This is a genomic window from Paenibacillus cookii (assembly GCF_018333375.1).
GTDB classification, from domain to species: domain Bacteria; phylum Bacillota; class Bacilli; order Paenibacillales; family Paenibacillaceae; genus Paenibacillus_AQ; species Paenibacillus_AQ cookii.
Genome location: NZ_BORW01000040.1, coordinates 26,753 through 37,042, shown reverse-complemented (window position 1 = coordinate 37,042; position 10,290 = coordinate 26,753). Strand labels below are relative to the sequence as shown.

The window sequence follows — 10,290 nt, the reverse complement described above, 5'->3', positions numbered from 1 at the left end:
TCCGGCTTCCTTCAGATTCTGCCTCGCGGCAGACACCCTTGCCCTTGGCTAACGGTAGGCGCTCGCCAGCCCCCGTTCGGGACTTTCACCCTAGAGATGACGCCCATGCTGGGCGTACCGAAAAAGGCATCCCCCAGGCGTTTCAAGCCAGTGGAGGATGCCTTTTTTACATCGGGCGCGTGCCTATTTCTGCTCCTGCAGTTGGGCCTTCGTTTTCTTCAAATACGCGCGCCACGTAATGCACCACTGCTTCGGATCGTCGAGGGACGACTCGTCGTTGCGGTGAACGGTGCTGTTGTGCGGAGCGGTTTTGACGATGTCCGGGTTCGTATAAGCTTCATTCGAAATATGCTCCAGCGCCCGAATGTATTCGTCCAGGTCTTCCTTGGAATAGGACTCGGTCGGCTCGAGCGTAAACGGCTGCGGCACGATGTACGGATGGTGGGACGTCCAATAATGGAGGCCGAAATCGCACATCCGGCGCGTGATGTCCTCGGTCGTGACGCCCGTTTCGTCCGTCAGCTGCTTCCAGCTGTACCGGACCTGCTCCAGGCGGCGGCCCTTGATGTACGGAGCGCTTGCGCCGCGGATCTGCAAAATCTTATGGTACAGGTAATTGTTGTTCAGCACGGCGATTTGGGCCACGTCCTTCAATCCTTCGGCGCCAAGGCTCAGAATCCAGGCGTATGCCCGCAGCACGGTTTGGGCGACGCCGTGGAAGCTGCGGACCTTGCCGATGCTGAGGTCGCCCTGCTCCTTCAGTACGTAACGCCCGCCTTCTTCGCGTTCCACGAGCGGCCCCGGCAGGAACGGCTTCAACTCTTCGGTCACGCCGAGCGCACCCGTCGCCGGTCCTCCGCACATATGCGGGGCGGCGAAGGTTTTGTGCAGATTAAAAAAGCACATGTCGAAGCCGGCTTCCTTCGCCCGGGTAATGCCAAGCAGGCCGTTGGCGTTGGCCTGATCGTAGTAGCAAATGCCGCCGGCGGCATGCACCACGTCCGTAAATTCCCGGATGCGGTGATTGTAAATGCCCGTGTCCTCCGGGTTCGCGACGACAAATCCGGCCGTCCGTTCCGAGACGGCGTTTTTCAGCTTTTCGAGATCCGGGAACCCGTCCTCGTCCGGATGCAGCGTGATGATCTTGTAGCCTTTGACCGCTGCGGTCGCCGCCTGGGACGGATGCGAGAAAATCGTCGTGATGATCTCGTCCCGCCGGTCGCCTTCGCCGCGGGAATCATGGTAAGCCCGGACGATGGAGGCCATGGCCAGCAATGCTTGGGTGCCGCTGCTCGGCTGGAACGAAAAAGCGTCCATGCCGGAAATTTCGCGCATCGCAAGGTCGAGTCGATGGTAAATCTCCAGCATGCCCTGCACGGTGCCGGCATCCTGGAGCGGATGCAGCTCCGTTAAACGCGGGTTGCGGATCAGCATTTCATTGATGCGCGGAATGTATTTCATCGTGCAGGTGCCCTGCCCGATTTCGACGTTCAAATCGGATCCCAGCGTCTCCTGGGACAGTCTTAAATAATGCCGGAGCACTTTGGCCTGCCCGATTTCCGGAAGCGCGGGAGCCGAACTGCGCCGCATGGAGGCCGGGATGCTGTCCTCGGCGCTGCCGACCGCGGCCGCCACGGCGGCTTCGGTTCCCGGAGGGATGACGCCCCGCTCTCCTGGGCGGTGAAGTTCAAAAATAACCGGTTCATCCCATTTGGCTTGGTGGAACTGACGGACCTTGAGGTCTCTCTTAATCCGTTTCATGGCGTCTGTCTCCCCCTCTTAGGTTCTTGTAGTCGATGACGTGCCGACAATCGCGCGGATCGCGGCCGCAAGGCGGTCCAGATCGGACTGCGTATGGATTTCCGTCACGCAGTAGAGCGCGCATTGTCCCCACGCCGGATACCCCGCTGACAAATCCTTGCCGCCGAAAATGCCTTCCTCCATCAGGCGGCGGTTGATCTCGGCAACGGTCAGGCCCGTGGCGTTAAAGTCGACGACGAATTCCTTGAAAAAGGCGCCTTCGAACCGAAGGGCGACGCCCGGAATCTCCGCCAGCTTCTTCGCGGCATAATGCGACTTCTGGATGATGGTGCTGCCGACCTCCTTCATGCCGTGCGGACCGAGCAGCGCCAAATATACGCCGGCCGTAATTCCCCACAAGGCGGTTTGGGTGCCTACGGATTCCTTGCCCTTCTCGCGGAGGGCAAAGGACGTGCGCTCGTAAGCGACGTCCCCGAAGCCGTATTCGCCTTCTACCTCCGTCGGTACGATGCCGAACAGGCGGGAAGGATATTCCATCACGAATTTCTCCTCGTCGCGCGTCGCGATGAATCCCGCCTGGCCGCCGCCGTAGTTCATATGCATGCCCAGCGGCTGCAAATCCCCGCAGACGATGTCCGCGCCGTAGCGCGGCGGAGCTTCGAGCACCCCGAGGGAAATCGGGTCGACGCCGACGATCGATACGGCCCCGGCGTCATGGGCAAGCTTCGAGATTTCCGCTCCCCGGTCCTCGATGATGCCGAGATACCCCGGGTTTTCGAAATAAACGGCCGCCACGCCGGGGCCGAGTTTGCTTTGCAGGTCGTCCAGGTCCATTTTTCCCGTCGCCGGGTCGATCTCCACGTATGCGATGTCCATGACCGGTACGCAGTAATTGCGAATGATCGCGGCCTTATCGGGATCGACGGAACGCGGAAGCAAAGCGGTCTTGCGGCCCGTCATGCGGCCGGCCATCCGGATGGACGTCGATGCCGCCTGCGCCCAGTCGAACGTAGGCACGTTGACGACGTCCATGTCGACAAGCTCGGCGACCAGGCTTTGGTATTCGAACAACGCCTGGAAACGCCCATGGTCTTCGTAAGGTTCGCCGGCATAGGCGGTCACGAATTCGGAACGCTGGTTGATTTCGTCGCATACCGCCGGAATGAAATGCTGCCAACAGCCGGCTCCGATGAAATTGAGATAATCGGCGCCGTCCTTGTTTTTGGCCAGCAGGCCTTCGATATGGCGGCGCAGCTCGTATTCGTTCATCGCCGGCGGCAGGTTCATCTCCCGCTTCAGCTTGAGGCTGTCCGGAATCGCTTCATGCAGCTGGTCCAAGGATGTCAGGCCGATTTCCTTCAGCATCGCGTCCCGGACCTCCGGTACGGTATTCGGAATATAAGGATGGGCATAGGTTCTTTCTGCCAAATGAATCGCCTCCGTTCGTATTGGAAAAGCAAAACAAAGATCCGTCCTAAGCAATGCCGCCTCCGTCGACGACAAGCACGCTGCCCGTCACCCAGGAAGACAGGTCGCTGGCCAGGAACAATACGGCGTTTGCGATATCCCGCGGCGTGCCGAGCCTCTCCAGCGGCCGCCCGCCCGCCGAAGCGACGAGGAACGACGCTTCGTCCTGCTGAAGCTGCCTGGCTTCGTCGCGAAGGAGCGGCGTGTCGGTGTCGCCCGGCGACACGCAGTTGACGCGGATGTTGGCCGGGCCGTGGTCGATGGCCATCGCTTTGGTCAGATTGACGACCCCGGCTTTGGCCGCGCAGTAAGCAGCGGCCCGGTCCCCGCCTTTCAGCCCCCAGCCGGAGCCCGTATTGATGATGCTGCCTCCGCCGCCTTGCTCCATGATCGGGATGACGTACTTGGAGAGCAGGTACACGCCTTTCAGCGAAACGTCCAGCACCAGATCCCAATCCCGCTCCTCGAGCTCGGTCACCGTTTTGCGGCGGATGACGCCCGCGTTGTTAAACAGGATGTGGATGCCCCCAAGCGCCGATGCGACCTCTTCGGCGACGCGCTCGCAATCCGCGGCGGAAGTGACGTTGCAGCGGTAGAAGCTGGCCTGTCCTCCCTTTTCGCGGATGCCGGCGGCCGCTTGTTCCCCCGCCGTTTCATTGATGTCGACCAGCACCGCATGCGCTCCGAATTCGGCGAGCAGCTCGGCGGCGGCCAGGCCGATCCCTGAAGCGCCCCCCGTGACGACCGCCACTTTACCCGATAAGTTCAAAACATCCTGTGATTTAAGCATCGTTCTCCTCCTCCAGCTTCATGTTGTCCGCTTCCGCCGCCATGCTCCGCCACAGCCGTTCAGGCGAGCCGTTTTCGGCCATATACGCCTGCAGCAGGATGCGGAACCGGAAAGGCTCAGGCTTGACGGCATGTTCCGGCGACTGCGCCGGTCCGCAGCTGTTGCTGCCGAGGCCGTTTTGCCGGTAATCCAAATTAAGGGTGATATAATCCCGCGGCTTCAGGTCGCTCAAATGCCGAGCCGCTTCCAGATCGGCGTCCGCATACCGCCTTGCGCTGAATTCAAGCACCGGCGCGCCGGCCGCCATCAGGCCGATGCCCGTTCCATCCGAGACGGACACCCAGCGGACGTCCGTCCGGTTGCCGTTCTCTTGCGGATACACGTACGGCGTAAATAAACCGTCGACCGTGTTCCTGTAGACGCCGAACCTTCCTGCTTCCTTGCTGTCCGAATAACTTTCCCCCGGCCCGCGCCCGTACCACCGGACATGCTCCATGTCGCCCGGCATTTCGAGCTGGAGGCCGATTTTCGGCAGCATGGAAGGCGGCGTTCCTTCCGGCGTCCCGTTCACGTCGATGACGACCAGCCCGCTGCCGCTCACCGTATACGAAACCTCGCAGCGGAAACCCCAATCATGGACCGGCGGCGCAATCCGCGAATTCCAGGTGACCCGTACCGCGCTATCGTCCAGCCGTTCCCAACGGAAACCGTCGATCCGTTCCGACAGCCGGTCGAGATGGGCTTTGCGCCAATCCGCGAGCACGTACATGTCGTTGTCGATCGGCGCCCGCCAGAAGTTCAGGCGCGGACCGCGACGAATCAGCTCCTTGCCGCCGAAGCGCAGCGAAGCGATTCCCGGCTGCAGCCGGTCAAAGGTCATCCGGAACGCATCGTTACCAACGGCAAGCCTCCGGTCCTCCTCGTTTGCCGACAAGGCCCGAGGTTCGGCGGAGACGGCCGCGGCTCCCGGTTCAATGGAGGCGGGTGCGATTGGCAACGCAAACTGGGCCCAGGCCACCTCATGGCCTTGGGAAGCCCAATCGCAATCGGCCGCCAGCGTGAAGCCGATGTTCAGCCAGCGTTCCGCACCGGCGGCACCGACGTTCCGTATCGGGTCATCCCGCAGCGGAATCTCCACCTCGCGGCTTTCGCCCGCCCCGATCTCCGGCAGCTCAAGCACGCCGCTGTCCAAAACCCGTCCGTCCGCCGTGACGCTGTAATGCGCCCGCAAGTGATCCAGGCCGATAAAATCGTAGCGGTTCGTCACGCGGATGCGGCCTTCATCGGCCATTTTCACCCGGACGGGTTCGATGATTTTCTTATATTCAAGGAGGCCCGGCGATGGCGTCCGATCCGGGAAAACCAGTCCGTCGATCACGAAGTTGCCGTTGCTTGGCACATCGCCGTAATCGCCGCCGTAAGCGTAATCGGCCTTGCCATCCGCCGTCCTGCGGCTGAGGCCGTGGTCGATCCATTCCCAGACGAAACCGCCCTGCAAGCGCCGATATTTGTCGAAGACGTCGAAATACGCGCGCAGTCCCCCGGGGCCGTTGCCCATGGCATGGGCAAATTCGCACAACACATGCGGTTTCGGATGATCCTCCATTCGGCCGAAGCCTTCCATTTTCTCCACGGAAGAATACATCGTGCTGACGACGTCGCATACCTCCGCTTCCCGGTCTTCCTCGTAATGCACGAGGCGGGTCGGATCATGTTCTTTGCACCATGCGGACATCGCGCGGAAGTTGCAGCCGAAGCCCGATTCGTTCCCCAGCGACCAGAAGATGACCGACGGATGGTTTTTGTCGCGTTCCACCATGCGGCGCACCCGGTCCACGTAAGCTTCCTTCCAGGCCGGATCGTCGCTTAGCCGCGATATGTTGCCAAGCGGCTCGAAGCCGTGCGTTTCCAAGTCCGTTTCTTCCATGACGTACAGCCCGTATTCGTCGCACAGGTCGTAAAAGCGCGGGTCGTTCGGATAATGCGCCGTACGGACCGCGTTGATGTTATGCCGCTTCATCAGCTTGATGTCCTCCAACATCGTCGACAACGTCACCGTCCGGCCCGTATCCGGATGATGGTCATGCCGGTTGACGCCTTTGAGCAGGATCGCCTTGCCGTTCACCAAAAACTGGCCGTCCTTCACCTCGATGCGGCGGAAGCCGACCCGCTGGGCGACGGTTTCGGTTACCTGCCCTTGCGCATCGAATACGGTTAATACCAGATGGTACAAATACGGCGATTCCGCGTTCCATAAAACCGGTTTGGCGACGGGCAGGTTAAACTCGGCATGCGCCTCCCCGGACCATGTTTTTTCGGCGGAGAGCAGCTCGGCTCCCGTCCGATCCAGCAGCTGGAGGGAAACTTTGCCTCCGGCGTCCTTTCCAGCCATGTCCGTGCGCACCGACAGCACCGCGTTCGTCAGCTCGGCGTCCAGCTCCGTTACCACCCGGAAATCGGCCATGCGCACGGTGGACGGTTCGGCCACCAGGTACACGTCCCGGAAAATGCCGCTCATCCACCACATGTCCTGATCCTCCAGATAACTGCCGTCCGACCACTGATATACGCGAACGGCCAATCGGTTCACGCCGGATTTCAAATAAGGGGTCAAATCGAACTCCGACGTCAGGCGGCTCCCTTGGCTGTAACCGACAAACGCCCCGTTCAGCCACAGATGGAAGGCGCTGTCCACCCCGTCGAATTTAATGGACACATGCCGTCCGTCCCATCGGGCGGGAAGCTCGAAGTCCCTGACGTAACTCCCCGTCGGATTGTCGTTCGGCACATGCGGCGGATCGACCGGAAACGGGTAATACAGGTCCGTGTAATGCGGGTGCCCGTAGCCCTGCAGCTGCCAGTGGCCCGGCACGCGGATGTCGTCCCATCCCGAAACGTCGAATTCCTGCTCGTAAAAATGCCGCGGAGCCAGCTCCGGCCCCTCCGCAAAATCGAATTTCCATATCCCGTTCAGCGATTTGAACCACGGGGAACTCCCCCGGTCGTAACTCAAAGCGCCTTCCCGATCGGGGAACGGAATGAAATAAGCCCGGCTCTTCGTGCGGTTACGCTCCAGCACGCCGAGGTTATCCCAATCCCGCTGCTTCATGATGTCATTCATGGTCCTCTTCCTTTCTCTGCGATCTATCCTTTGATGCCCGTCGTTGCGATTCCGCCCACGATATAACGCTGCGCGAAGAAGAAAATGGCCAGCGGCGGGATGGAGATCAGGCATGTAATCGCCATAATCGACTGCATGTCGACGCCGTACATCCCCTTAAACTGGGACAAACCGAGCGTCAGCGTATACTTCGTCTGGTCGTTCAGGAAAATGAGCGGTCCGAGATAGTCGTTCCAGCAGCTCATTACCTGGAATACGGCCACCAGGATGAGCGAAGGCCCCATCAGCGGCACGATGATCCAGAACAGCACCGTCACTTTGCTGGCGCCGTCGATCGTGGCCGCTTCGTCCAGCTCCCTGGGCAGGGTCAAAATAAACTGCCGCAGCAAAAAGATATAATAAGCGGATCCGAACCACGAAGGCACGATCAGCGGCTTCAGCGTATTGATCCAGCCCAAATAGTTGAATTCCATGTATTGCGGAATCATCGTCACTTCCCACGGAATCATCATCGTCGCCAGCACGACCAGAAACAGGAAGTCGCGTCCCTTGAACTGGAACCGGGCGAAGCCGTAAGCGACCAGGGTGCAGGAGATCAGCTGGCCGAGCGTGGACAGGGCCGTAATGATCACCGTGTTTTTCAAAAACAGGTTAAACGGTTGGCTGTTCCAGGCTTCGGCAAAATTGCTGAATTTCCAGACGGAAGGAATCCATTTGGGCGGGAACAGATACAGCTCCTGCTGCGATTTGAGCGCCGTCGTCACCGCCCAGAACAAGGGCGCGATGAACAGGAGCGAGAAAACGATCAGCAGCGCGTACGTCAGCATCTTTTTCATCCGGCCTGCCCCCCTTTTTTCGATTTCCGCTCATCGCGCGAATTTTTTTTCATTTCGCCTTCGTAGAACACCCATGCTTCCGACGACTTGAAGACGAGGAACGTCAGCACCAGCACGATCAGGAACATGAACCAGGCGTTGGCCGCGGAATATCCCATTTTGAAATATTTAAAGGCGTTTTCGTACATGTACATCGCGTAAAAATACGTAGACTTCAGCGGTCCGCCCCCCGTCAGGAGCAAAGCCAGGGTCAGCTGCTGGAACGCCGCGATGATGGACGTAATGAGGTTGAACAAAATCGTCGGGGTGATCATCGGAATGGTCACGCTGAAAAACTGCCGGATTTTGCCGGCCCCGTCGATCGAAGCCGATTCGTACAAATCCTTCGGGATGCCCTTCAATCCCGCCAGGAAAATCAGCATCATCGAACCTTGTCCCCACAGGCTGGCGACGACCATCGCCACCAGCGACCATTTCGTGTCGTTCAGCCAGTCCGGACCCTGAATCCCGAACAGCGACAGAAAGTAGTTCAGGATCCCGTAATCCCCGCTGTACACCCAGGACCAGATCATGGCGAGCGCCACGCCCGAAATGACGGACGGCAGGTAGAAGGCGGTACGGAATATCGCGCTGCCCCGCACCTTTTGGTTCAGCAGCATGGCGAGTCCTAACGCGATGATGATGTTGAGCGGGACGAAGAGGGCCGCGAATTTCAAGGTGACGAATAGCGATGTCCAGAACATCGGATCGTCCGTAAACATTTCGATATAGTTGTCGAAACCGATAAACGTCACTTTGCCGACGATCGGCCAATCGAAAAACGATATGATCAGCGAAAACAGCAACGGGCCGAGCGTAAAGACGACGAATCCGAATATCCAAGGAAAGATGAAGAGGTAGGGAGCAGCCCCACCCCATCTGCGTTTTCTCAAGGGCTTAAGGGCGGCTGTCTGTTCCCGTGCGTTGTGCAGGTAGGTCTGAGCCATCTCCTAACCTTCTTTCTTTAGAGGTTGTTTAAGCGTTTATTTCAAATACCGCTCGCTGTCTTTGACCGCCTGGTTCAGCACTTCCTGGGCGCTCGCGCCGTGCATCACCGCTTCGACCGCTGCCGACAGCTGACGGTTCACTTCGTTCCATTTCGGGTTCAGCAGGAACGCCGGCGTATCGCTCGAACGTTCAAGCATCGCGTAAAACGGCTTGTAAAGCGGATCCTGGTCCTTCTTCAGCTCGGTCACGACGCTTTGGCGGACAGGCAGGTCGGCTACGCGCATTTTGATCGAATCGTTGGATACGTAAAATTTGACGAACTCCCACGCCAGATCTTTTTGCTTGGAGTCTTTGGCGATGGACAGCGCGGATTCGGCGAGCACGCCTTTGACCGGTTTGCCCGGGAAGGCCGGCATTTCCACGGTGCCTACGTCGACGCCCGCCTGCTTAAACGACTCCAGCGGCCAAATGCCGCTTTCCCACATGGCGATTTTGCCGGCCTTGAAGATGTCGTCGCCGCTCTGCTGGCCTTTGCCGCCCGTCAGCACGGCGGAGCCGTTTTTCACCATGTCCCCGAACATTTGGATCGCTTCGGCCGTCTCCTTGCTGTTCATGTATCCGTCGATCGCTTTGCCGTCCGGGGAAATGAAGGAGCTGCCGTTGCTCCAAACGAACCCCTGGAGATCGTACGTGTCGTTTTCGGCGCGCACCCCGAAGCCGTACTGCTTTTTCGACTTGTCGGTAAGCTTCTGGGCGATGTCCTGGAATTCGGCCCAGGTCCAGCCGTCTTTCGGATACGGGACGCCCGCCTCGTCGAACAGCTTCTTGTTGTAGTACACGACGCGGGTCGTAAACCCGGCCGGGATGCCGTAAAGCGTATCGCCGATTTTGCCGTAGTTGAACAATCCTTTGTAAAAATCATCTATGTTGAGGTCCGGGTCCTTGTCCGCATAGCCGTCCAGCGGCTCAAGCGATTGATGGTACGTCGGGAAGTCCCACATGTACATCACGTCCGGCGGGTTCGCCGCGCCGAAGCCGGCGGCCAGCTTCTGGTCGAATCCGTCCGCGTAAGCCTCGACCTGCACCTTCGTGCCCGGATGCGCCGCTTCGAACTTTTTGGCGATATCCTGTTCGATCTTAAGCGCATCCCCGGTATCCCAGGTCGCAAAACGCAGCGTTTTCGTTTGTTTGGAGCCGCCTTCCCCCTGGCCGGACGTTTCGGCGTTTCCGCCGCTTCCGCCGCAGGCGGACAATACGGATACCATCACCGTTGTTGCAAGGACAATGAGTGAAATTCTCTTTTTCATCTTGTCAGCTCCCCTGTCAAT

Annotated in this window: 7 protein-coding genes; all 7 read right to left on the bottom strand. The window is 59.3% G+C overall.

Features of this window, described 5'->3' with window-relative positions; all coding sequences use genetic code 11:
• Nucleotides 1–183 precede the first annotated feature (183 nt).
• The 7 genes from gcvPB to KI367_RS23635 are packed head-to-tail and all read right to left on the bottom strand — an operon-like array spanning nt 184 to nt 10,269.
• Nucleotides 184–1,761, bottom strand: coding sequence for an aminomethyl-transferring glycine dehydrogenase subunit GcvPB (gcvPB, locus tag KI367_RS23665; RefSeq protein ID WP_212952417.1), 1,578 nt, complete (start codon nt 1,759–1,761; stop codon nt 184–186).
• Between the two features lie 18 nt (nt 1,762–1,779).
• Nucleotides 1,780–3,189, bottom strand: coding sequence for an aminomethyl-transferring glycine dehydrogenase subunit GcvPA (gcvPA, locus tag KI367_RS23660; RefSeq protein ID WP_212952415.1), 1,410 nt, complete (start codon nt 3,187–3,189; stop codon nt 1,780–1,782).
• Nucleotides 3,190–3,235: 46 nt separating this feature from the next.
• The gene (locus tag KI367_RS23655) at nt 3,236–4,018 is read right to left on the bottom strand and encodes an SDR family NAD(P)-dependent oxidoreductase (protein WP_212952413.1); all 783 of its coding nucleotides are present in this window, start codon (nt 4,016–4,018) and stop codon (nt 3,236–3,238) included.
• Complete coding sequence (lacZ, locus tag KI367_RS23650) at nt 4,011–7,139, bottom strand: beta-galactosidase, LacZ type (protein WP_246537236.1); 3,129 nt, start codon at nt 7,137–7,139, stop codon at nt 4,011–4,013. The genes KI367_RS23655 and lacZ overlap by 8 nt, the downstream gene beginning before the upstream one ends.
• Before the next feature lie 23 nt (nt 7,140–7,162).
• The gene (locus KI367_RS23645) at nt 7,163–7,975 is read right to left on the bottom strand and encodes a carbohydrate ABC transporter permease (protein ID WP_212952411.1); all 813 of its coding nucleotides are present in this window, start codon (nt 7,973–7,975) and stop codon (nt 7,163–7,165) included.
• Complete coding sequence (locus tag KI367_RS23640) at nt 7,972–8,961, bottom strand: carbohydrate ABC transporter permease (RefSeq protein WP_212952409.1); 990 nt, start codon at nt 8,959–8,961, stop codon at nt 7,972–7,974. Before KI367_RS23640 ends, KI367_RS23645 begins: the two co-directional genes overlap by 4 nt.
• Before the next feature lie 36 nt (nt 8,962–8,997).
• Nucleotides 8,998–10,269 (bottom strand): ABC transporter substrate-binding protein, encoded by a 1,272-nt coding sequence (locus tag KI367_RS23635; RefSeq protein WP_036713393.1) that lies wholly within the window; start codon nt 10,267–10,269, stop codon nt 8,998–9,000.
• Between the last annotated feature and the right edge of the window lie 21 nt (nt 10,270–10,290).